The sequence below is a fragment of the uncultured Flavonifractor sp. genome, from assembly GCF_944385615.1.
GTDB lineage: Bacteria > Bacillota > Clostridia > Oscillospirales > Oscillospiraceae > Flavonifractor.
Window position 1 is genome coordinate 1 of the sequence record NZ_CALWXV010000004.1, and the last position, 23,097, is coordinate 23,097.

At 58.1% G+C, this 23,097-nt stretch carries 18 protein-coding genes; 4 read left to right on the forward strand and 14 right to left on the reverse strand.

The features are described 5' to 3' along the window. Positions 1-242 precede the first annotated feature (242 nt). From Q0J75_RS02220 to Q0J75_RS02230, 3 genes are read left to right on the forward strand one after another with little or no spacing between them, the layout of a single operon-like run. Positions 243-383, forward strand: coding sequence for a hypothetical protein (locus tag Q0J75_RS02220; RefSeq protein WP_297196365.1), 141 nt, complete (start codon positions 243-245; stop codon positions 381-383). A gap of 29 nt (positions 384-412) precedes the next feature. Beyond that, positions 413-1,870: a recombinase family protein gene (locus Q0J75_RS02225; RefSeq protein ID WP_297196367.1), complete on the forward strand. Its 1,458-nt coding sequence runs from the start codon at positions 413-415 to the stop codon at positions 1,868-1,870. After that, on the forward strand, positions 1,867-2,172 hold the full coding sequence (locus tag Q0J75_RS02230) for a hypothetical protein (RefSeq protein WP_297196369.1): 306 nt from the start codon (positions 1,867-1,869) through the stop codon (positions 2,170-2,172). The genes Q0J75_RS02225 and Q0J75_RS02230 overlap by 4 nt, the downstream gene beginning before the upstream one ends. 68 nt (positions 2,173-2,240) lie before the next feature. Here the strand turns inward: Q0J75_RS02230 and Q0J75_RS02235 are convergent, their stop codons facing one another. The 10 genes from Q0J75_RS02235 to Q0J75_RS02280 form a co-directional block, all read right to left on the reverse strand. Continuing rightward, a complete protein-coding gene (locus Q0J75_RS02235) occupies positions 2,241-3,665 on the reverse strand; it encodes an S-layer homology domain-containing protein (RefSeq protein ID WP_297196372.1) in 1,425 nt (474 codons plus the stop codon). Beyond that, positions 3,662-8,482 (reverse strand): M60 family metallopeptidase, encoded by a 4,821-nt coding sequence (locus tag Q0J75_RS02240; RefSeq protein ID WP_297196375.1) that lies wholly within the window; start codon positions 8,480-8,482, stop codon positions 3,662-3,664. The genes Q0J75_RS02235 and Q0J75_RS02240 overlap by 4 nt, the downstream gene beginning before the upstream one ends. A 316-nt stretch (positions 8,483-8,798) precedes the next feature. Further along, positions 8,799-9,884 carry a response regulator gene (locus Q0J75_RS02245; protein WP_297196377.1) on the reverse strand — a complete coding sequence of 362 codons (1,086 nt, stop codon included), beginning with the start codon at positions 9,882-9,884 and terminating at the stop codon, positions 8,799-8,801. A gap of 69 nt (positions 9,885-9,953) precedes the next feature. Continuing rightward, positions 9,954-10,211: a carbon storage regulator gene (locus Q0J75_RS02250; protein WP_297196501.1), complete on the reverse strand. Its 258-nt coding sequence runs from the start codon at positions 10,209-10,211 to the stop codon at positions 9,954-9,956. Positions 10,212-10,217: 6 nt separating this feature from the next. Continuing rightward, a complete protein-coding gene (gene fliW / locus Q0J75_RS02255) occupies positions 10,218-10,664 on the reverse strand; it encodes a flagellar assembly protein FliW (protein ID WP_297196379.1) in 447 nt (148 codons plus the stop codon). 15 nt (positions 10,665-10,679) lie between these two features. After that, complete coding sequence (locus tag Q0J75_RS02260; protein WP_297196381.1) at positions 10,680-11,285, reverse strand: DUF6470 family protein; 606 nt, start codon at positions 11,283-11,285, stop codon at positions 10,680-10,682. A gap of 57 nt (positions 11,286-11,342) precedes the next feature. Then, complete coding sequence (locus Q0J75_RS02265; protein WP_297196383.1) at positions 11,343-12,470, reverse strand: flagellin; 1,128 nt, start codon at positions 12,468-12,470, stop codon at positions 11,343-11,345. A gap of 32 nt (positions 12,471-12,502) precedes the next feature. After that, positions 12,503-14,158 carry a flagellar hook-associated protein FlgK gene (gene flgK / locus Q0J75_RS02270; RefSeq protein WP_297196386.1) on the reverse strand — a complete coding sequence of 552 codons (1,656 nt, stop codon included), beginning with the start codon at positions 14,156-14,158 and terminating at the stop codon, positions 12,503-12,505. 12 nt (positions 14,159-14,170) lie between these two features. Then, positions 14,171-14,617, reverse strand: coding sequence for a flagellar export chaperone FlgN (flgN, locus tag Q0J75_RS02275; protein WP_297196388.1), 447 nt, complete (start codon positions 14,615-14,617; stop codon positions 14,171-14,173). Between the two features lie 7 nt (positions 14,618-14,624). Next, on the reverse strand, positions 14,625-14,927 hold the full coding sequence (locus tag Q0J75_RS02280; RefSeq protein ID WP_297196390.1) for a flagellar biosynthesis anti-sigma factor FlgM: 303 nt from the start codon (positions 14,925-14,927) through the stop codon (positions 14,625-14,627). A 260-nt stretch (positions 14,928-15,187) separates the two neighbouring features. Between Q0J75_RS02280 and Q0J75_RS02285 the strand changes: the two genes are divergently transcribed. Next, complete coding sequence (locus Q0J75_RS02285; protein WP_297196392.1) at positions 15,188-15,589, forward strand: bacteriohemerythrin; 402 nt, start codon at positions 15,188-15,190, stop codon at positions 15,587-15,589. A gap of 120 nt (positions 15,590-15,709) precedes the next feature. Here the strand turns inward: Q0J75_RS02285 and Q0J75_RS02290 are convergent, their stop codons facing one another. From Q0J75_RS02290 to Q0J75_RS02305, 4 genes are all read right to left on the reverse strand, one after another. Next, a complete protein-coding gene (locus Q0J75_RS02290) occupies positions 15,710-17,707 on the reverse strand; it encodes a methyl-accepting chemotaxis protein (protein ID WP_297196394.1) in 1,998 nt (665 codons plus the stop codon). A 307-nt stretch (positions 17,708-18,014) separates the two neighbouring features. Then, the gene (locus tag Q0J75_RS02295) at positions 18,015-20,003 is read right to left on the reverse strand and encodes a methyl-accepting chemotaxis protein (protein WP_297196396.1); all 1,989 of its coding nucleotides are present in this window, start codon (positions 20,001-20,003) and stop codon (positions 18,015-18,017) included. A 245-nt stretch (positions 20,004-20,248) separates the two neighbouring features. Then, positions 20,249-20,968: a hypothetical protein gene (locus Q0J75_RS02300; RefSeq protein ID WP_297196398.1), complete on the reverse strand. Its 720-nt coding sequence runs from the start codon at positions 20,966-20,968 to the stop codon at positions 20,249-20,251. Beyond that, positions 20,965-23,010 carry a cell division FtsA domain-containing protein gene (locus tag Q0J75_RS02305; RefSeq protein ID WP_297196399.1) on the reverse strand — a complete coding sequence of 682 codons (2,046 nt, stop codon included), beginning with the start codon at positions 23,008-23,010 and terminating at the stop codon, positions 20,965-20,967. Before Q0J75_RS02305 ends, Q0J75_RS02300 begins: the two co-directional genes overlap by 4 nt. Positions 23,011-23,097: the final 87 nt, after the last annotated feature.

The following is a 23,097-nucleotide window of genomic DNA, read 5'->3' on the forward strand; positions in this document are numbered from 1 at the left end:
TGCGGTATTTATGGATGAAATATGGGCTGAGAATATGATTTCTCAGCCCATACGTTACCTTTGTCAACAGGTCCAATCCTGAACATACACAAAACCAAGATTAAAAAGAAACGGATGGGGCTGTTGCGTCAATGCGCGACAGCCCCATCTGTTTGTTTGTCCACATCCATCGGAGGACCCGCATAAATCCCTTTTATGAACGCATAGGTTGGAAGGGATGGCGCTTATAAGGAGGGATGCCTATGCGTATCGTACAGATTCACCCCATGGCCCAGCGGGGGGAGGAGGAGCGGCAGACCGCTCTGCGGAAAATTCACCGCGCCTGTCTGCGTCTGCTGGAATTACATCGTTCAGAGCAGCCGGGCACGGCCAGAGGCCGGTAAAAGAACCAGGCGGAGAGGAGGCGGCCGGTATGGATGCCATCTATGCCCGGCAATCGGTGGAAAAGGCGGACAGCCTCTCCATCCAGGGACAAATCGACCTGTGCCGCCGGGAGACGGGCCAGCAGGTGCGAATCTATCAGGACAAGGGTTTTTCCGGGAAAAACACAAACCGGCCCGCCTTCCGGCAGCTGATGGAGGATGTGGAGACGGGGGAGATCAGAAAAATCGTGGTTTACCGGCTGGACCGCTTCTCCCGTTCCATTACCGATTTCGGGCGGCTATGGGACATTCTGAAAGAACACCATGTGGAGTTTGTGTCCATCAATGAGACCTTTGATACCGCCACCCCCATGGGACGGGCTATGCTGAATATTGTGATGGTGTTTGCCCAACTGGAACGGGAAACCACTGCCCAGCGGGTACGGGACAATTATTATCAACGGGTCAAGCTGGGGGCCTGGCCGGGTGGTCCGGCCCCCTATGGCTTTTCCCTGGGCAGGCAGCCCGGACCGGATGGAAAGCTGGCCCCCGGCCTGTGTCCCAATGAACAGGCGGCGGTGGTGGAGCATATCTTTCAGGCTTATGGGGAGGAGGGAGCCACCCTGGGCAGTGTGGCAAGGATGCTGAAGGAGGAGGGCATTCCGGGGCCCAGACGCGCCACCTGGGACAACGTGGCCCTGTCCCGCATCTTACATAGCCCTCTGTATGTGATGGCCGATCCTGCAGTTTATTTCTACTATAAAGCCAAGGGGGTACAAAGTACAATGGGGCCGGAGGCGTTTGACGGCCGTCATGGGGCCATGCTGCTTGGAAAGCGGGACCGGCTGGCGGGAAAATATCAGGATGGAAGCGAGCAAAAGCTGGCTCTGGCCAACCATCTGGGGTTCATCCCTGGAGAGTTGTGGCTTATGTGCCAGTATAAGCTGGAGGCCAACCGGCAGCTCGGACGGACAGGCAGCGGCAGGCACACCTGGCTGTCCGGTCTGCTGAAGTGCGGGTCCTGCGGATACAGCGTGAAGGTCAACCGGGACAAGGAAAAGTACTACCTGATATGCAGCGGCCGATCCAATCTGAAGCTGTGCCGGCAGTCCATTCGGGTGGATCTGCGAGAACTGGAACGGTGTGTGGAGCGGGAGCTGGAGGCGCTGCTGGAACAATGTCCGCAGGAGCAAGAGCAGGACCGGCCGCCGGAGGGCATGGAGCGGGAGCTGGAGGCGCTGGAGCGGAAGATGGACCGGCTGGTGGAGGCATTGGCCGAGAGCAGCGATCTGACAGTCCAGTACGTCAACCGGACGATGGAGCGTCTGGAGGAGCAGCGGCGAAAGCTGCTGGCCGAGCGGGGGCCCCAGCAGACCCGCAGAGTGCCCCAGCCCCAAAAAATACAGCTGGCTGCCTTGTCCTTTGAACAGAAAAAACTGGTGGCTGCCCAGTTCATTCAGGAGATCAGGCTGTCCGAAGAGACAGCGGAGGTGGTGTGGAAGGTGTGAACGGACGCCGCCCAGCCCTGTTGTCCCAGTGCCTTGAAGCTGTTTGGGAGGGGGATAGTCTGGACTGGAAGGAGATCCCGGCGGACGAGATCACCCAGCGGGTGGTGAGCCGGGTAGGCTCCGGCTCCATTGTGCTCTTCCACAACGCCGCCATCCACACCCCGGAGGCCCTGCCGGGGGTGATCTCCTGCCTGCTTCAGGAGGGGTATACCTTTGTGCCCATCTCCCAGATCATTCTGCCGGGCACTTGTGGGACTGACTACACCATTGACCACACCGGACGGCAGCAGCCCTGTGCCTGATTCAGACAAAACAGCGCCCCATGGAGTGAAACAACTCCATAGGGCGCTGCTGTCATGCCGGAAAGGGATCAGTTTGCTATCTGCTGGCAGAAGCGGGCCAGGATAACGGCGGCCTGGGCCCGGGTGGCGGAGCCAGCGGGGGAGAGGGTGGTCCCGCTGGTGCCGGTGATGATGCCGGAGCCCACCGCCCAGCTCATGGCGTCGGCGGCGTAGTCGGCCACCTGACCGGCATCGGAATAGCGGTCCAGCTGGGTGCGGACGGTCACATCATAGCCCTTATAACGGGCGTACCGGTAGAAAATGGAGGCCATCTGTTCCCGGGTGATGGTGTCGTCAGGCCCAAAGCTGCCGTCGGGATAGCCGGTGACAATGCCGTTGGCACTGGCCCAGGCCACCCCGTCCGAATACCACTGGCCGGCGGATATGTCGGTAAATGTGCTGCCGGAAGCCGCAGGGCTGCCCTCCAAACGGTAGAGAATGGTGACGATCATGCCGCGGCTGGTGGTCAGATCGGGAGAGAAACGGCCGTTTCCGGTACCCCCCATCAGACCATTTGAAAAGACATACTGGACCGAATCATAATACCAGATTCCGACCGGTACATCGGAGAAGGGCATCTGGGGGACCACGGGCTGCTCCTCCGCTTCAAAGACAGCGTTAACGGTGACGGCGGAGGCGGGCATGGTAAAGGTGTACTTGCCGCCGCTCTGCTCGCTGAGGGCCACGGCATTACCGCTCGTATCCGCCACCGTGAGGCTCTTCAGCACATAGCCGGTCTTGGGGAGAACGGCAAGGGTGACGGTCTGGCCTTTCGTGGCCTTGGCGGGGCTGGCGGTGACGCTGCCCCCCACGAAGGACGGAATGGTGACGGGATGGGTCAGAGTGCCGCCGGAATTCTGATCGGAGCCGCCGGTATTGCCGGAGCCGCTGCCGTTTCCGGTATTGCCGGAACCCTGATCGGAACCGCCGGTACTGCCGGAGCCGTTGCCGTTCCCGGTATTACCGGAGCCCTGGTCGGAACCGCCGGTGCCGCCGTTCTGATCCACCGTGGGAAAGAGGGTGTCTGTGCTGGAGGCGTCCAGCACCTTTAGGCCGGTGGCCTTCTCCACGGTGAAAGCGGAGACGTCGTTGGAGGTAAGGGTACCCAAAGTCAGCGTACCGGTCTGGGTCAGAAAGCCCTCTTTCAGGGTGATGTAGACGGTTACATGGGCGCCGTCCTGCTGATAGGTGGTGTATATGCCGGTCATGGCGTTCAGAGCAGGGTCCGCCGTAAAGGTATAGACAGTACCGGCATTGGAGAGGGTAAAGGTGGCCTGCAAACTTTGGCAGTTATCAGGCAGGCCGGTAAAGCTCACCGACTGGCTGGCAGACGGCTGGGAGGAGACCACCAACTGGGGCGCGCCCGCGGCCGCCGCCCAGCTGGTCAGGGCGGCAGCCATCAGGCATAGAGTCAAAAGCAGGGGGAAAAGAGAAGTCTTACGCAACTCGTTCATCCTTTCATTCCGGTGGAATCGCTTTTCAGGTCAATGATGGGCCAGGCGCTCTGTCCGCTCTCGCTCTCATCCCCAGGGAAGCTGATCCACAGGGTCTGGCTGGTCAGGCGGCGGCTGTCCGCGCTGTTGGGATCGTCGGTGCGGTAGAGGTTGACCCGGATCTCCAGAGGATAGGGATCGGTAACCCCGTCCTGGGCGTTGAGGGCGGCTTCGGCCTTCAGATTGGGCACAAAGAGGAAGAAACCGTCGCTGGTATCGCTGACCGCGCCGTCGTCGGGGATCTCAGCCAGCAGGTAGACATCGCCGTTCATGGGCCGCTGGATGGTGGTCACTTCACCGGCCTCGGGGGTGGTGCTGTACCGGGCTTCCATTTCCATATAGTTGTAAACCGGATCGCCCCGATAGGTGCCCAGAATCACCAGGGTACCGGCGGGAATGTCGCCGTAAGCGTCCTTCAGTACGCCCACCGCGGCCCCCTCGTAGAAGTCCACCCGGTCGCCGGGATAGTCCAGCAGTTCCACGGTGGCGTTCTCCGGAATACCGGTAATGGTGAGCGCGGTGACAGAGTAGGTCCAGATGCGGGTATCGTCAGGCTGGGCCCCCGGCTTGGTAAAGTAGGCGGTGAGGCTGGTGCCGGACAGGGTGCCGGTCTTGGCGGTGACTGCCTGCTCCGGCCCGTTGTTGGCGGAAACCTGAGCGGTAACGGTATAGGCGCCGCTCATCTCCTCCTGGCCGGTCACCTTCAGGCCGGTGACGTTCACCGGGCCGTCCTTCATGGTGATGGTCACGGTATCCCCGGAGCGCTCCAGGGTGTACACATTGGAAGCGATGGTCTTGTCATAGGCCACCAGCACCTCTTCACTCTCGGCCTCCCGGCCCAGGTTGCCCAGCTTGTCCACGGGCACCACGGAATAGGTATAGGTCAGATTGTTGGCCGCGCCCAGATCATCCACATAGGTGGACTGGGTGGTGAAGGCGATGGGGGTGCCGTTGCGGCGGATCTCATAGCCCAGAACCTTGTCGCTGTCGGTGTGGCTGATGGTCAGGGTCACCTTGGACCTTTCCACAGAAGCGGTGACGAAGGCGGAGCCGCTGGCGGCCTGGCCGCCCTCCAGCCGGTAAGTGCGGGAGGCGTCGTTCAGATACCAGATGGCCCGCTCCTCGGCGGGGTAGTCATCCAGAATGGCCTTGACCCCGTCGCTGAGGGTCATACCCCAGTGGGTAAAGAAGGCGGTCAGATCCCGGTTGGCCACCTGAGCGGCAATGAGGGCCACCCGTTCGTCATAGGAGTAGCCGCTGTATGCCCCCGATTTCCACAGCCGGAAGAACTGGTTGTAGAAGGCCAGAGGCTGGTAGGCCTCGTCATAGGCCAGGTGGAGCTGCCAGTACATACCCAGCTGTACAAACACATTGTTGGCGGAGCCGGGACGGCTCTGGGCCACCTTGTCAAAGATCTGGGACCAGCGCCCATCCTCGGTGAGGCGGGTGTTCAGGGCTATGGAGCCGCCGTCCCAGGCCTGGAGGGCCAGCGCGTAAATGTTGTTGGTGATCTCGGCCTGGCCCAGCTTGTCCATGTTGTGGCCGATCTCATGGGCAATGCCCCAGCCAAACAGCCCATTGGCGGAGCCGGTACCGGTGGCGGAGGTGGGCTTGCCCTGGACCAGGGCGGAGGTGGAGCCGTACTCCACGCCGATGTGGTTACCAGCGGCGTACATGAAGGCCCCGGCAAACATACGCATATAGCGGATATTCTGGCGGGTGGTCATGGGATAGGTGTAGGTATCCAGAGCGGCGCCGGCGTCAACAATGCCCTGGACCTGGTTGGCTACAAAAAGTTCCTCCTCCCAGGCCAGAATGTTCTGGTACAGGGTGTCCGCCATGGCCTCCTGGTCGTTGCCCACGCCGCTCAGGCCGGACAGAACCTGGTCGGCCGGGAGGGAGAGGAGTACGCTGGGGGTGGAGATCTCGGTGGCGTTGCGGATGTTGGTGGTAAGGCCACTGAGGGACAGGCTGCTCACCAGGCCGGTCAGCTCCTGTATGTAGGTACGGATGGCCTCTTTCCGGGCGGACTCATCCATGGTATACCAGCCGGACAGCTCCAGCACCGGCATGGTGTACACGCCGCTGCCTCCCCGGACCTGGAGCTTGATGTCCTCAGGGTGGCTGCCGGAGTAGGTCAGATAGAGGGGACCGCCCCGGGTGTCGGACAGACTGCCGATCTTTTCCACAGAAATATAGTTGCGGCCGTTTTTCAAGGCCACGGGAGTGCCCTTCCACACGCCGGATTCTCCATAGAACTGGGTGGGCACCACGTAGACGGCGGCGTCGTCGGGCAATTCCGCATAAATGGCCACGGTGGACCCGGCCTGGGCGGTAATCCCCAGGGGCTGCAGGTCGCTGGCGATCTGACCGGCGGCGCGGTCGGCCTGGGCGTTGGCGCTGCGGCTCTGGAAGTCGTACTTCACCAGACCCAGGGCGTCATCCTTTTGCTCCAGCAGAGCCTGGGCCAGCTCCAGCTCGTCGGTGAGCCGGGACAGATCCAGATAGAAGCTGCCCAGGGCGGAGAGGCGCTCTTTCAGGGCGGTGATCTCCTCCTGCTTTACGGTGTCCTTCAGTGCGGTGAAGGAACCGTCGGTAAAGAGGGCGGAAATGTCGCCGGAGAGGGTGTCGCTGTCGTAGAAGGCAATTTCGGAAACGCTCACACGGGGGCCGCCGGTCTTTTCACCCAGGCCCAGGGTGACGCTCTTCACGCCCTTGGTTTCGGGGAAGGAGAGGATATAATAGTTGCCGCTGGTAATGTTGATCCCGTCCCGATAATAGGTGGCCAGGGTCTCCCCATTCTCCCCCCGCAGGGTGACGGTGTAATTGGCAATGCGGTTTTTATAGGTCCCATCCAGATAGGGCACCACCAGCAGGTAGTTCATGTCATGGGCAGTCTCAAAGGTATAGGTGATGTTGCTGGACTGCCACCAGGTGGCAGCCACCCAATAGGTGCCAGGGTCGTTGTCCAGCAGATTCCCCACCGTAAAGCCGGGGCAGAGATTTTTATCCACGTTGGACGGGTCCTCCAGCACGATGGAGGTCACCTGCTGGTTGTCAATGCGGTTGGTTTCGGGCAGCTGGGGCATGGTAAAGCTCTCCTTCTCCGGCGTACCCACGGCGGTGGAGGAGAAGGGACCCATGCCGTTGACATTGCCCGCCTTTACCGCCACCTCATAGACGGTACCGTTGGTCAGGCCGGTGATGACCGCGCTGGTGGAGGTGGTATTGCTGCCCCAGGCCTGGAACTGGGACTCCCCCTGTACCCGGTAATAGACCTGGTAGTAGGTGGCGTCCTTGGTGTTGCCCCAGCGGATCCGCAGGGCGCTGTCGGCTCCTTCCACCATCAGGTTGGAAGGAGCGCCGGGCACCGAGGCGGGCACGGGAGTGGCGGACAAAAGGGCGGAGGGGGTGCCGCTCCAGCTGTCGTTGACAGCGGTGACCTGGAAGTAATAGGTGGTGCCGTTCTCCAGTCCCGAGATCACGATGCGGTTGGTGGCGCTTGCCGCGCTCTTGTTCAGCGCGTCTTTGCTGGTGCCGTATCGTACGGTGTAGCCGGTGACGTTGTTGACGCTGTTCCACGCCAGCGCGATCTGGCCATCTCCCGGTGTGGCGGTCAGGCCCTTCACCTGGGTATCGGCAACAGCGCCCTCAGATACGATGTCCTTCAGGAACTGGATCTGAGTCACGGTGGCAAAGGCGGGCTTGTTGCCGGTCTGGCCCGCCACCTTGGTGACCTGGATGGTGACCTTCTTTACCGCCACCTTATTGCCTAGCAGGATGGTCACCACGCTCTGGTTGGCCGTCCGGCTGAGGGCCTGTACGCCGTCCGGGGCAGAGCTATCAAAGGGAAATTCCAGGGTTAGGCCATCGGAGGTTTCCACCAGGGCGGTACCCGCCTGAACGGCGCCGTTGGCGTTGGGAGAGATGATGGAGATCTCGCTCATTTCCGTGGGCTTGTCCAGCGTGATGGGAATGGACAGGGGGCTGGTTTCCTCGGTGGGCTTGAGGGTCACGGTACCGGTCCCGGTGAACAGGTCGGAGAGGGTGCCTTCCACAATCAAATGATCGCTTTCCACCGTAGGGGAGACAATGGCGGCGGTGGAGAGCACCTTGGGGGTGCCTGCCGTGTCCACCGTTTTATTTACATAAGACAGATCGGTAATGTCCACCACACCGTCACCGTTAAGGTCGTAGGTGTCCAGCTGGCCGGTCTTGCCTAGCTGGCCGGCCAGGTCGGTGCGGTCGGCGGCGGTCACAACCCCATCGCCATTCACATCACCCAGAGAGAAGGTGCCGTTGTTGGTGGACATCAGCACGTGCTGGGAGTAGTCCTCCAGCGTCAACTGGGTGGAGCAGGGGGTATAGCCGTCGCCGGTGACTTCCATGGTATAGGTCCCCAGGGGCAGGCCGGAAATGACGGCCTGATAGGCCCCCAGCCGCTGCTCGGTGGTCAGGGGTGCGCCCTGGGTATTCTGGGCCTCTACCGAGACAGCCAGACCGTCTGCGCCGGTGGCGGTTCCGTCCTTCAGGGACAGGCGGATCTGTCTGCCGTTTCCGGTCAGCGTGAGCTGGATATTGCGCTGCTCCACCGCCGCCACCCGCTGGGGCAGGTCAAAGGACAGGGTCAGGGCGATGGAGCCGGTGGTTTGGCTCTCCCGCAAGACAGAGTTTTCCTGGGGAGCGGCCGCAGCGGCGGCGGGCAGCCAGGCCGTGCAGGGGCCTGCGGCCACAGCCAGACTGAGCAGGCCGGAGATAACGCGGCGGGAATGAATCAAGATGGTCAACCTTCCTCTCTTTTTCTGGGGTGTGAAAGCCCTTATCCTGAGAAACGCTTTGGGAAAGGCGTGTGGAGGACATGGGGACAGAGCACAAATAGGATTACATAATAAGACAACGCGGCCATTATAACTGAAGGCGGGGCAGGGTGCAAGGGCGGAGCTGGGGCTGAAAACACTTTCGTCGGACCAGGCAAAAAAGACCTTAAATCCTACATGCACTATAGGAATATGCATAAAGAAAAAAGGCCCCGTAAAACGGCCTTTTTTCACAATGGTTTCTTAGTGTGCCGTTCCTAGAAAATGGGAAGCGGCGTTATCCCAGGCGGTCGGAGGAAAGGCAATCGGCCAGTTCATCCTGAACAGCCATGGCGGCCTCATATACCTCCGGGGAAATATACCGGCCCACATCGCTGGCCAGAGAGCGGAGAATCCGATCCAGCCGGTCAGGGTAGCCGTGGTAATAGTCCATATAGCCCAGGCAGCGGATAGCGGCGCGGACAAACTGGGCGCTGATGGGAATGGGAGTGGGGGTCTGCTCCGCAGGATAACCGGTGCCGTCATAGTTTTTATGGTGCCAATAGGCGATTTCAGCGGCATAACCGGCCAGAGGCTGAGGAATGGCGATACCGGTGGTAAACAGGGCATGCCCCAAAGCGGTATGGCGAAAATACAGCTCCTGTCCAGCGCCGCCCTGATCCTGTCCCTGCTCGATCACATTGTCGGGAATACCCAGCAGGCCCACATCGCAAAAAACAGCGGCTCGGCCAATCAGTTGGACGTCCTCATCCGTCAACGTGCAATCAGGGACCACCTTTCGGTAGCCCTTGGCCAGTGCGGCGCTCACACGGCCCAAAATGTGGTACTTGGTAAAGGAAAAATGAGGACGGTTCAGGAAGAACAGCTCCAACAGCCGCTTCCAATGCTCGGCGGCTAAAAAAGGGACCTCCTCCGGCGAGGGCGCCTGGGCGTCCAGCATTTCCATAGAGAGCTTCCCGTCCAAGATGGTGGAGCCGGCGGGCCAGGCGGCCTGTACCGCCGCGCATACCCGCTCCTGTACGGTGATAGGATTGACCGGCTTAATCAAAAAGTCGGCCGCACCCTTTTCCACCGCGCTGAATACGTCCTCCTCCTTGGCATTGGAGGCCAAAAGGATCACAGGGAGGGATGACGTTTCCTCAGCGGTCTGAAGCTGTTGTAGTACCTGGAGACCGCCCTTTTTCTTGCCCAGGCGGACGCCCAGCAGAACAGCGCAGATATTGGAAAGATTGCGGTGGCAATAGGCGATGGCGGGCCGGGTTTCCTCAAAGCACTCCACATGAAAAAGCTGCTTGAAAATCTCCCGCAGAATGGCAAGATCCAAGGGAGCTTCATCAATCACCAATAACGTATCTCGCATCATGCGTGTTCTCCTTTTGGCTGACACAGTAAAATGGCTCTGTGAGCGCCGTCAGCCAAAAGGCCAAAGCGTTCATTCAGAGGGCGGTGTAGGCTGAACCGCCTTGTGTTCAGACAAGGCGGATTCCAGCTCGGCCACCAACAGGGCCGGAGCGGTTCCGGCGGCGTCCTGATTGACGGTGGCGGCCTTTTGCAGCTCACTGCGCAGAACCAAAACCTCTTTGGGCGCACACACGCCGATATTGACCTGACCGCTTGATTCCACAGAGAGGATGGTAATGCTGATCTGGTCGCCAATGATCAGCGATTCCCCCTCTTTACGGCTGAGCACCAGCAATCAGCCCACCTCCCTGTTGGAAAACTCGTCCAGACGGTGGCGCATGTGATACTCCTCCGTGTCCAAAATGACTTGGACGGCTCTGTGCAATTCCGGATTGACCACCACGGGACAGCGCAGATTAACGGTGCTCTCGCCTACCGGCTCCTTGGCTACGCACATGACATAGTAGCACAGCTCCTGACTATGGGAGACCCCCATCAGCTTCAGCTCCTCCGGAGAGAGCACCGGCGTATAATCGGGCTTCAGGGAGAAAGGGTTCATCAGGATAAAGGCGGGAGAAGAGGCGGCTGTGCTTTGCAGGCAGAGCATATTTCCCTGGCTGCCGGAAAAGGGGAGCAGCAGAAACTGCTTTTCTCCCTCAAAGCCAAACAGTCCGTTGGGAAACTCCAGCACATCTTCTGGGGCATAGGTGATCTCGCCAAAATATTTTGTATTCAGCTGCAATGATGTTCCTCCCACTCAGGCGTTGACGTCCAGTGGCTCGTAATTGGGGTCAGAGGAGGGGGGCACATACAGCGGCCCGCCCACATACTTGATGATAACGTCGGGGCGCTGAGTCATAGTGAACTCGATGTCGCCGGGGACGAAGGTAAAGCTCATCTGCTCCATCCGCCAGTCAAAATTGAGCTTATCCATCTCATAGCGGATGCTCATTTCGCCGCCATCCCAACTGATGTCAGGTCCTACACGGGGCAGGAATTCAATGTTCACATTGTTGGGCTCGCCCAGATTCTGCTGCTTAGCCAGCTGAGGGATCACGTCCTGATCGATGCGTGCTTCCATCATCATACGACCCTCCTGTGCCAGTACAGCAGTAGCCTGATAAGCGCCCTGAACCCCGGCCTGAGCCTGCTGACGAATCAAAGTTGCAGTGGTAGGCTGCACAGAATTGCGGGCTTCAAAGGTATCCAGGTTGACCTGAATAGGGTGGCTACGAATGTTCAGCCCACCCTTGTTCCGGGAAATCTCAACCTGAGCGGTACCTCGGGCATACTCCAAATGGGCATTGGTAACCTTCATCTGGATTTCAATAGGAACTGTTTGAATTTCTATCAGAGGATACATGACAACAAAAACTCCTTCCATATGCAGGGTGTGTATTCATATATCCTGGACCAACTGTTAGTTCAGATAGTCCATCAGGGACTGAGGAATGACGTTGGAACCAACTTGGATGGCAGCATTGTAACTGGTCTGGGCCCAGGAGAGGGCAAGGATGGCGTCTACCCGGTCCACCCGCTCAATACCCTCCAGCTCGGTGTTCAGGGAGTCAAAGGTGCTTTCCAGCTGAGACTGGTTGGTCTGGAGGTACTTGGCCTCGGTGTCCAGCTGGGTGTGCTGTTTGCTCAGAGCATCCTGAGCCTTGGAAAGTTTTTCGGTCAGGCGGGAAGCTACGTCTCTGTTTCCGGAAGGACCCCAAGTATTGGTATCCGTGTTATAGTCCTTAAATACTTCAGACAGACGTACCATGATGGAGACGATGTTCTTGGGGTCGCCGTCCTCGTCCACACCGTAGCCGCCGATAAAGTCCACACCGGAAATGGCGGAGTCAAAGGCGGTGGAATCCACTACATTTCCATTTGCATCCACCTCAAAACCAATGCCGATGTCCACATACAGATGCTCGTTAGACCATTTGTCCAGCATTTCGCCGTTTTTCCAATTTCCCTTGCTTGGATCATTGGGATCTTTTGGAACGGGATTTCCGTTTTCATCCAAATAATCAGATGTGTAGTAATCCGCATTTGGATCATCAATGCGTACGCCCCGATAGGTAACGTAGGTTTTGTCGCCATCTTTCTCCAAGGCAAAGGGGGCATTTTTAGTGTCAGCTCCATTGAAGAGGAAATTACCGCCGTACTGACTGTTCAGGCTCTGGATCACAGCCTCCGCACCGGAGTAAATGACGTCGCCCTGAGTGTTCAGAGTGCTCAGGTTGGTGTCATTGAGTCCCTTCAGGGCAGGCGCCTGGGCCAGATCGCTGACCAGCTTGTCGATCATATCGTCGGCAATATCCCAAGCGGTGGAGAACTTGCCCAACACGGTCTTGTTATTGGAATACTGGGCATTGGTGGCGTTGAGGGAACTGTGGATATTGAACGCCCGGGTGGCGGCGGCAGGGTCGGCGGAGTAGGAGTCGAAGTTCCGGCCGGTCATCAGGGATCTCATGGCCGAGTAGAGCTGATTGGTGGACTTCATCAGATTTTTCTGATAGGTATAGAGGGTAGAATTGGTGGTTATACGCATCATAGTTGATTCACCTCACAAAATGGCGCACAGAGTTAAACGGTACCGTTGATCAGGGAGTCCAGAGCCTCATTGAGCACATTCATCAACCGGCAGGCGGCTGTATAGGCCTTCTGGTAGGTCATAAGACCGGTAGCCTCGTCGTTCAGGTCCACACCGCTGACACCATCTCGATCGGTATAAATATTATCTGCGGTTATTGTATAGTTGTTAAGCACGGCGTCGGTGCTCATTTGATCTTCGGCCAGGGTGGACTGGATCTTCAGCAGCATATCCTCGAAGGTGCCGTGATAGGCATCCCCTATGGCATCCCCGTCCACATGACTAGGTACAAAATCCAGCTTTTTGCTGAATAGATCAAGGAACTCCGCCAACCGGGAGGTATCGCCGCTGGGAGCGTCCGGGCTGGAAGCGGCCTGAATAGAAACGGTCTGATTGGCCCAGCCATAGGATACAGAGATATTGGATGCAGTAATCTGAGTTTTAGCACCAGTAACAGGGTCTGTTGCCACAGCATCGTTGGTATTACTGCCGATGCTAAACAGATTACCCGCCCCGGCAACCAGATTGCCGTTGCTGTCATAGACATGATTTAGCTCATTCATCGCCGTGGCAAACTCATAAGCCAGAGAATCCAGAGCCTTCTGATAGTAGGGAATGCCACGCTTCACAAGGGCGTCAGGGTCAACATTATCCACATCATTCTGGGAGGAAAACTCGCCCTTTTCAGTTAAGATCTCGCGAATGGATTGGATGGAGCCATACAAATCGTTATCCACCATATCCGTACCGGCGCCCAATGCGGCATTATCAGGATGTACAACTCCGTTGGCATCGGTCAGGTCTGATATAGAAATGGTATAATTGTTGTTATTGTCGCAACTCAGCTGAGTACCATACACACCATCAACCAAAGTGTGGGTATGGCCCTCATTGCTGACAATGCTGACTGTCATTTTTTCTACTTCGGTATCAGGGCCCACTTCCTCCATGGTGTACTTGACGTCGATCTTTACATATCCGCTCAGCTTATCCAGCAGATTGTTCCGATTATCCCGCAGCTCCAGAGCGGGGTCGCCCCGCAGGTCGGCATTGCGGATGGACTCGTTCAGGTCTCGGATCTGGGTAAGAATATCGTTGACCTCGGTAACCTGTTGGTTTAGCTTGTCCTCATAAGTTTTCTGCAGCTCAGTCAGTTTATCGGCATAAGAGTTAAAAAAGGTGCACAGTGCATCGGCCGATTCGCGAATCAGCGGGTCATAGGTGTCCACACCATTGGTGATGGCTTGACTGATCAGGTCCCGGATATCGTTGAGCTGACTGAGGATGACGCCGTCATCCTGGTCCAGGCTGCCCTTGCCCACCTCGTCCAGAATGGTGGCTATCTGATTCAGACCATCCAGCTTGGCGTTGGCGGAACCCACATCAGAATTGGCTTTCCGGTAGGAGATGTCCAAGCCGGGGTCCCGAACCTGAGTGATGCCAGCAACCACGGCGCCCTGGCCAATGCGGGTATTATAGCTGGAGTAATACCGGTCGTTGACAGAGGGAATCAGGCTGACCTGATTGAGCCGCTGACGGGTATAGCCCTCGGTATTGATGTTGGTGATGTTGTTGCCCGTCACATCCAAACCCTTCTGGGCAGAATAAATTCCCAGACGGACAGTCGTAAAAGAACCAAAAGTACCCATGTTCTACTCCTCTCAAGCGCGGAAATCGGTCTGTGTTTTCTTGGAGGCAGGAGGCTGCTTCTGGTGCGCTGTCTCCCGGCGCTCCAACTCCTGCTGGATGTGGCGCACATTGGATTCCATCAAAGTACGTGCCGCCTGCTGGGTGCTGGAGAGCACCTGATAGCTGCGCAGCACCTGCTGGCTGATCTCGGTGGCCTGATGCTTATATTGGGGGGGACAGTGGCTGGGCAGGTCTCGCAGGGACACCTGCTCCAGCCCCAGCTCTTTGAGCAGCGCATTGCGCTTGTGCTCCCGGCCCCGCAGGTCCAAGGCAGCGGCCTGTTCCTGCTTCATGCACTGGTCCAAAGTCTGTAAGTCATTGTTCTGAACCGCTTTGAGCTTGCGCTGCTCCAGGGCGGTCAGGGTATCCAGCGCCTGGTTCAGCTCCGTCAAAAATCCAAGGTAGTTCTGCATATCCATAAGGCGGTCAACCGTCCTCTCTCACAAGCAGCATCCGGGCGGCAATCTCTCCGGCGTTGGGCTGGTAGGTCCCGGCGGCCACCTGCTGCCGCAGACGGTCTACATCCTGGGTGGTGACCCGGGCGCGGACCTCCTGGGATAGACGCCCTACCGTCTCCTTGACCCGCTTTTCGGTCTCACCCAGGTGGAAGGAAAATTGAACCTGATCGTATCGCTGCCCGGAAAGCACCGTGGTAACGGCGTCGGTTTTTCTGTTATAAGGGGCCGTGCTGCCGACTGGACAGCTTCCGTTGGCATAGATCCGGAACATCACAAGCCCTCCCTCTTTCTAATTTGCGCAGTTTGCCCGGGATGTTCCCAGTGCTGTACTGTCGTTCATTCAATATATATATCGGCCTATCTCAGAGAGAAAATAAGGGGGCGAAGGAAAAATCCACGGAAAAGATAGGGGAAATTTTTGCGCTACAATTATCTTTTCCCCAATTCAAGCCGATATAATGACAGAGAGAAAATTCCCTTGCAGCGATCATCATACCGGCATACCGCCGGCCCACAGGAAAGGAGCACCCCATGCGCTATGAAGTAACACAGGACCTGATTACCGGAAATACACTGATTGACTCGGAGCACCGCCAGCTGTTTGCCGCAGTCAACGACTTGTTGGATGCCTGTGCCCAGGGACATGGTCGGGACAAAATCCAAAAGACCGTCCAATTTTTAAGCGAATATGTAGTCAAGCACTTCCAGGATGAGGAGAACTTACAGACCAAGCACAAATATCCTGGTTATCCCGCCCATAAGACCTTCCACGACGGTTATCGCCATCAGCTCAATGACAAAGCCCAGCAGCTGCTGAAGGAAGGTCCCACCGTAAAGGCGCTGGGTGATCTCAACCAGGTAGTGGGAGTGCTGGTCTCCCACATCCGTACCGAGGACAAACGCCTGGCCCGTTACATCAAAGAGCAGGGCTGAGCCCCCAAATACCTTGCTCTCAAAACAGAATTTTATCCATAAGAAATGGCCGCCGGAAGGCGGCCATTTCTTATGGATTTACAGAGGGTCTGTGCCATGGATGGCGGGGACCCTTTTTTATTACCGCTGCATACCGTCCTCTTCCCGCAGGCGGAGGGTGAAGCGGCTCACCAGATCCTTGAGCAGATGAGACTGGCCGGACAGCTCCTGGCTGGCGGCGGCGGACTGCTCTGCGGTGGCGGAGTTGGTCTGGACCACGCTGGAGATCTGATCGGTACCCTCGGAGACCTGGTGGATAGAGTCGGTATCGGAGATGATGTTCTCCGCCACCTGATTCATCAGGGTGACCGCGTCCTCCGTATAGGTTACAGTCTGCTCCAGGGCGGCGCTCACCTCGTCGGTCAGGCTTCCGCCCCGCTCCACGTTGCTCATGGAGCGTTCGATCATATCCTTGGTCTGCTTGGCGGCCTGATCCGACTTGGAGGCCAGGCTGCGTACCTCGTCGGCCACCACAGCAAAGCCCTTGCCGGCGCTGCCTGCCCGGGCGGCCTCTACGGCGGCATTCAGGGCCAGAATATTGGTCTGGAAGGCAATGTTTTCGATGGTCTCGATGATCTGGCCGATCTCCTGCTGACCCTTGGAGATGTCCGCCATAGCCTGCTTGAGCTGGCCCATCTTCTCGTTGCTCTGAATGACCTGACTGCCGGCCAGATTGGCCTTTTCCTGAGCCTGTTTGGCGGCGGTGGTATTGATATTGGCAGAGTTGCTGATATCGCTGATGGTGGCGGACAGCTCCTGCACGGCGCTGGCCTGTTCGGTGGCGCCCTGAGCCAAAGCCTGAGCGCCGGAGGAGACCTGCTCCGCCCCGGCGGAGACCTGCTCGGCGGCGGTGTTGATCTGAGCCATGGTTTCGCTCAGACCGTACTCCAGCTCCCGCAGGTTGACCAGTACCATGTTCATATCCCCAACATACTGTTCCGGGGCGCGGGAACGGACGTTCAGATTGCCCTTGGACATCTCACCCAGCATATAACCCATATCCTGGATGATGCCCTGGAGAAGGGAGACGATACCGGAAGTGGCGTCGTTGAGCAGCCCGATCTCATCCTTGCGGCGCAGATCCGGGATGGGGGAACTGAGATCGCCCTCCTGAAGCTGCTGGATGCGGGAGACGCACATGCGGATGGGCTTGCTCAAACCGCCGGCAATGCGGGCGGAGATCACCACGGCAGCCACAAGGACCAGAATCACCAGAATCACGATAATGACAATGTTGCGGTAGGTGGTGGCCATAAAGTCGGTGGTCTGGGCGTTGATGGCCAGACTCCAACCGTCGGTGCCGTCCACCGGGGCGTAGGCCAGATACTTGGTCGCACCGTTGTAGGTATACTGGCCAAAGCCGCTCTCACCGGCCACCATCTTGGATTCCAGCGCAGCCAGTGCGCTCAGGGAGGAATTTGTCTTGGCCTCCTCCGCGGTGTTTTCCTCATTGCGCACATTCTCTATATTTTTGTGGGCGATGGTGGTTCCGTTTTTATCCAGCATATAGGCGCTGCTGTTTTCGCTGATGTGAATAGAGACCATGATGTCGTTGAGGAAGGTCTCCGGGGGGACAAAATAGACCACGCCCACGATTTTACTGCCCTGAACGCCGTTCTGCCACAGGGGGGCGGCCACCATAATAGACAACTCGCCGGTCACCTTGCTGACAGTGGGAGTGGAAATATAAGAGTTGCCCTGAACAGCCTGCTGGAAATAATCCCGGTCAGAGTAGTCCTGGCCGTCAAACAGGCTGACGCCGGCGGTATTCAGCAGGTTGCCCCGCTCCATGCCATAATGCTTGACCCAGATATTCAGAAAGCTCTGCTTTTGATTAACGGAAGTTTCCGGATCGCTCATAGCCGGGACCATGCCCAAAGCCTCTACGGCGTTTTTATAAGACTGAAGCTGATAAGAGACCCGTGCCGCTGTCTGAGTGGCTACGGTCTCCATGGTCTGCTCCAAAACGGTCTGACTGCTGGAATAGCTCATGCCGATTCCTGCGCCGCCGCAGATGAGTGCGGCAGCACCGGCCAGCAGCAAAAAGCAGACCAAAAGCGTTTGTCGGATGCTTTTCATACTTGTAAGACTCCTTCCCAATTGCCCCAATGGCAATTTTCTCAAACTCCATTAAAAATATCGACAAGATTTGTCAAAAAAATAAGAGAAAAAACGGAAAGAAAAGAAAAAAGTTTCTATATCAGAAATAGTTTCTTAATTATTACGGTTATGGGGAATTCAGGATTTTCTTAGCGTGGGTAAAAATTTTATATTCCAAGGAGGACACAAGAAATCAGGTCTTTTGTTAAAAAGACAAAAAGAAGGGCACGCTGTCTGGCAGCGCGCCCTTCTAGTCATAAAACTTGGGGTCAAAAGGGATATACGTTCATTCACCGCTGTTTGCGTCGCTGCGCAGGGTGAAGCGGCCCACCAGCTCTTTGAGCAGAAGGGACTGGCCGGACAGCTCCTGGCTGGCGGCGGCGGACTGCTCGGCGGTGGCAGAGTTGGTCTGGACTACGCTGGAGATCTGATCGGTGCCCTCGGAGACCTGATGGATAGAGTCGGTATCGGAGACGATGTTCTCCGCCACCTGATTCATCAGGTTGACTGCGTCCTCTGTATAGGTTACGGTCTGTTCCAAAGCGGCGCTCACCTCGTCGGTCAGGCTTCCGCCCCGCTCCACGTTTCTCATGGAGCGCTCGATCATTTCCTTGGTCTGCTTGGCGGCCTGATCCGATTTAGAGGCCAGGCTGCGCACCTCGTCGGCCACTACGGCAAAGCCCTTGCCGGCGCTGCCCGCCCGGGCGGCCTCCACGGCGGCATTCAGGGCCAGAATATTGGTCTGGAAGGCAATGTTTTCGATGGTCTCGATGATCTGGCCGATCTCCTGCTGACCCTTGGAGATGTCCGCCATAGCCTGCTTGAGCTGGCCCATCTTCTCGTTGCTCTGAATGACCTGACTGCCGGCCAGATTGGCCTTTTCCTGAGCCTGTTTGGCGGCGGTGGTATTGATATTGGCAGAGTTGCTGATATCGCTGATGGTGGCGGACAGCTCCTGCACGGCGCTGGCCTGTTCGGTGGCGCCCTGAGCCAGGGCCTGAGCGCCGGAGGAGACCTGCTCCGCCCCGGCGGAGACCTGATTGGCGGCGGCACGGATCTGGGACATGGTATCGCTCAGCCCAAGCGCCAGTTTCCGCAGGTTGGTCAGCACGGTATACATATCCCCAACATACTGTTCCGGGGCGCGGGAGCGGACGTTCAGATTGCCCTTTGCCATTTCATCCAGCAGATAATCCATATCCTGGATAATGCCCTGAAGGACCGAGACGATGCTGCGGGTGGCGTTGTTGAGCAGACCAATTTCGTCCTTACGATGCAGGTCTGGGATGGGGGAGCTGAGGTCGCCCTCCTGAAGCTGCTGGATACGGGAGACGCACATGCGGATGGGCTTGCTCAGGCTGTTGGCGATCCACACCGAGATTATCACGGCTACCATAATGACCACTGCCACCAGAATGGCGATGATGATAATATTGCGGATGGTGGTGGCCATGTAGTCGGAGGTATAGGCGCTGACCGCCACGCTCCAGCCGTCGGTACCCGAAACGGGGGCGTAGGCCAGATATTTGGACACCCCATTGATGGTATAAGTACCGTAGCCCGACTGACCCTGACGCATACGGGCGTGCATGGAGGCCAGATCAGTCAGGCTGCTGTCGCTCTGGGCCTCCTGCTCAATGTTCTGGGTGGTGATGGTCTCCATGGTGGTGTCGGCAATGGTGTAGCCGTTCTTATCCACCATATGGGCGCCGCTGTGCTCACTGATGTGAATGGTGGACATAATATCGTTGAGGAAGGTCTCCTTGGGTACAAAATAGACCACGCCCACGATTTTACTGTCCTGAATACCGTCCTGCCACAGGGGAGCGGCCACCATAATGGACAGCTCTCCGGTGATCTTGCTGATGGTGGGAGTGGAGATGTAGGTATTGCCCTGGATGGCCTGTTGGAAGTATTCACGGTCGGCGTAACTGTTGCCGTCAAACAAACTGACGCCGGTGCTGGTCAGTACGTTGCCACGCATCATGCCGTAGTGCTCCACCCAGCTGTCCAGCAGCGCTTTCTTATCCTCGACAGTGGCATTTGGGTCGCTCAGTTTCGGCACCATACCAAAGGCCTCTGCGGCGTTTTTGTAGGATTGCAGCTGATAGGATACGCGATCTGAGGTCAGGGTGGCGATTGTGGTCATGCTTTGCTGCAGGGTCGACTGGCTGCTGGAATAACTCATGGCGATACCCACGGCACCGCAGATGAGTGCGGCGGCCCCTGCCAGGCCCAAAAAGCAGACCAAAAGTTTTTGCCGGATGCTTTTCATGTTGAAAGACTCCCTCCCAATTACCACGCAGGCATATTGATATAACACATAATAACTATCGACCGTATTTTTCAGAAGATAAGTACGGGATGGTAAAAGATGTAGAAAAGCAGGATTTATCTGGGGTGACCGGCAGGCAATGGATGATAAAAGACAGGCGTACTGTCCAGATGGATACAGCACGCCTGTTTGAAGTAAATGGAAAGTTGAAAGAGCCTTTGCACGAACGTCAGAAAAGGCGACGCTCAGCCAAGAGGCACAGCCTGTCCGGTTTCCTCGTCCAGGACATACACCTGCCGGGCGGGAAGGGTCAGCAGATAGCTCTGCTCAAGCTGATGGGTCTCGGCCAGGTAGACGTTCATACGCAGGCAGGGCTCCCCGTCCAAAAAGGCGGTACCCTCCTGGGGATAGACCTGATACTCGTCCATGCTGCTGCCTGACAGCCCCAGATAGGAAGGCGGCATGCTCTCAAAATAGGAGACCGCTTCATCCAGCGTCATCCCCAGGTCGGTGTTGGAGGAGGGCAGCACATCCTTCTGGGCCAGAGAGGGTGTGATGGAACAGGAGGTCTCATCCCATTGGATGGTCAGCAGAAAGACTTCTTCCGAGTCCTCCAGGGGCTGGGCGGCTTTGGCCTCCCCGGAGTCGGCGGAAAAGTCCGCCTTTCCTGTGTCCTGATCGGTCCACACAGTGCAGTCGTAATCGGACTCCAGGATTTGAGTATACGCCTGGGTGGTTTCGCCGCCGCTGGACAGCTGAGAATAGATATAGGTGACCGAACCGTCCTCCTCATTTGTGGTCTGTTCAAAGGTAAAACCATCGTCCAGAGTCACTGCTTGATTCAAAGCGGGAAGGGTCTTCTCCACCAGGTCATAGGTCTGGGGCGGCTCCTGACCGCCGCCGCAGCCTGAGAGCAGCAGCGCCGCCGTCAACAGAGGGGCCGCCGCTTTTACCGCGAACTTCAAAGGGGATTCACCTCGTCTTCATATCCAATGCTGATCTGGTCACCGGCCTGGAGCACCTGCTGGAACAGGCAATCCGCGCCGTTGACCCGAATGGCCACCGGCCGTTGCGCGTGCTTAAAGTCCATACCGGAGCGCTCCAGCAGGTCCATGACATAATGGGGCGCGCCATCCGCCTTGGGGGGCAGAGAGACCGGCTGGCCGTTCAGAAAAACGGTGCAGGCGGGCGCAGCTGGAGCAGGGATGGGCGCTTCCGGTTTTACTACAGGCTGGGCCTGAACGGGAGCTGCCGGCGCTGTTGCCTGGGTGGGAACCGGACGGGCCGGTTCCACCGGAGGCTGGACCGGAGCAGGCGTTTCTTCTTGCCGGGCGGGAACAGGGTCCGCCGGTTCTGTTTGCTCCTGGACCGGAGGAGGGGCTTCTGGCTGGGCCGCAGGGGGCTCTTCCTCTTTGGAGACCACCACAAAGGCCCCGGAGGGCACCAGCTCATCCGGCTGGGGAGATACTCCGTTGACGGTGAGAGAGCGTGCGCCCAGGCGCTGAGCCAGCTGGGCGGCGGTGAGGCGGCAGTCCTGACCGGCCACGGCGGGGATAAAGTCCACCCGGTCTCCCGCATGGACCAGGGCGGAGGGCTGGGCCTCGGACCCGTTGATTTGCAGGCGAGCGGGCAGGGCGGGTTCCCCATGAAAAACGGTGCGCCGTCCATCCACCTGGAGGACCAGAGGCTTGCCGCTTCTGCCCAACAGGTCGAAGTAGGTATAACCGTTCATCATCAGCAGATCCATGGCCGACAGATCGCCGCTGCGGAAGAGCTTGGCCCGGGTACCGTTGAGGGTGACCTGACAGCTGTCACTGATAAGGCCCAGTCCCGCCGATACGGCAATGCCCAGCGGCGTGGTATACTCCGGGTCCTCCAGGGTGAGAATGTCGGAAAAAGCGGAGGTCTTGAAGTGACCGCCGGCCACCGCCACCCGTTTGGGGTCCATATCCAGGGCGGCGGCGATTTTTTCTCCCAGACCGTCCAGCTTGCTGCCGCCGCCAGCCAAAAACAGGGCGGAGGGGGCGGAGCCATTGATATCCAATACCCGCTGGCTGATCTCTTTGGCCAGCAGCTGGGCAGCGGGTTCCAGCGTGGCCTGGGCCTGCTGATTGGTGCAGCTTTGCTTCTGACCCAAAATGTCGGTAAAGGTCAGGGTGTCCGATTGGGACAGCTGGGACTTCATCTGTTCTGCGGTGGTGTAGTCCACCAGGTATTCTTTCATCAAGGCCTCGGTGATCTCGTCGCCTGCCACGGTGGCCATGGTGTAGCCCACCACGCTGCCGTCCCGGCACACGGCGATATCCGAGGTGCCCGCCCCAATGTCTACCAGACACAGGTTTAACAGGCGAAGGTCCGCTGGAATGGCGGCGTTGAGGGCGGCAATGGGCTCCAAAGTCAGACTGGCCACCTCCAGACCAGCCTGCCGCATGACTGCATACAGGCTGTCGATGACCCCGCTGGGCAGGAAGGTGGCTACCACCTGGGTCTCCAACCGCCGGCCGGTGTGGCCCAGCAGAGTAGCCAGGGGATAGCCGTCCAGCTGATACTGGATGGCGGTGTACCCCACCAGCAGCAGCTGCTGGGCGTCCCCCTCGCTGGCGCGAATGGTTTGCTCGGCCTCGGCTACCGCCGCTGCCTCCAGCTGGGCAATGAGAGGGGCGGTGACAGGCTCGGGGGCGGACAGTTCCCGCAAAGCATGACCCTGCTCGGTGCGCAGGGCCCGCCCTGCGGCGGCTACGCTGGCCCGCTCCAGCTTACAGCCCATATCCTGCTCCAGACGGTCGGTGACCGCGCGTACCGCAGCAGCCACCTGGGCGATGTCCTCAATCTGTCCATCCATCATGACCCGATGGGTGTGGAGCAGCTTTTCCATGGCCAGGACCCGGATTTTGCCCGCCTCCTTGGTCCCCAGAATACCGATCACGCTTCTGGTGCCGATATCCAGCGCATAAATCAGCTCCTGGCTCTGGTGGGGGCGGGGAGAGGATACAGCCGTTTCAGACATCAGACAGCAAACTCCTTTCCTGAAAACCGGGGATGGCCCCGGACTTGTGTGAAATGAGGAAACAGCCTGAAAGGGCGGTTTCCGTAA